We start from the raw sequence: 798 nt of genomic DNA, 5'->3' as shown, positions 1-798 counted from the left end.
GGAAAGTACATATAAAAAGTGTTTGAGAGAAGAATGAGGAAAGTTTACTGGTTATCAGTTACTTTCCTCATTTTGGTTAAAAGTGGCGAGGACAGACGAAGACGGGAATACGACAAGATGAGACAGAGGAACGTTACCTATCCGTAACCTATACCCCAAATGAGGAATGTTAAGGTTCGGAAGAATGAGGAAGGTTACGAATTGAATTTGAATACTCTGATTTATAGTGAGTTACTGATGAGTAACGTAAGATTTTTGGTTACGAACCAAATTTGCCGTGTTCTGCCGTGAAATGCGTAGCAAGAAAAGACTCTTCATGTATTAATTTTGAACGCAAAAAAGAATGACGTTATGAAGAGTACATTTTCAATTATCTTCTACCTCAAAAGACAGGTAGTAAAGAAAGATGGTACTGTTCCAGTTATGGGACGTATCACAGTGGACGGAACACAGGCGCAGTTCAGTTGCAAGACAACTGCCAATTCTGATTTGTGGGACACCAAGGGCGGACGCATGATAGGTAAGAGTATGCAGGCTTTGGAGGTGAACCGTAAATTGGACAAGATGCGTGTGAGTATCAGCAAGCATTATCAGGAGATTATGGACAGGGACAACTTCGTCACTGCCGACAAGGTGAAGAACGCCTTTCTTGGCTTGGAGTATCGTTGCCATACACTGATGAAAGTCTATTCCCAAAGCCGTGATGAAATGGAAAAGCAATATAAGGCTGGCATGAAATCTTTGAGTACATACACGAAGTATAGAATCGGGTGTGCCTATGTGGGCGAGTTCTTGCAG

General features: G+C 41.7%; 1 protein-coding gene. It reads left to right on the top strand.

Going from position 1 to position 798, the window contains the following annotated elements; all coding sequences use genetic code 11:
* Positions 1–351: 351 nt before the first annotated feature.
* A partial coding sequence (locus DW917_RS13865) for an Arm DNA-binding domain-containing protein (protein ID WP_233524751.1) occupies positions 352–798 on the top strand: 447 nt, incomplete at its 3' end.

The sequence above is a fragment of the Prevotella sp. AM42-24 genome, from assembly GCF_003461825.1.
Classification (GTDB): domain Bacteria; phylum Bacteroidota; class Bacteroidia; order Bacteroidales; family Bacteroidaceae; genus Prevotella; species Prevotella hominis.
The sequence above is the reverse complement of the archived record's forward strand: the minus strand, read 5'-3'. Positions and strand labels throughout refer to the sequence as shown.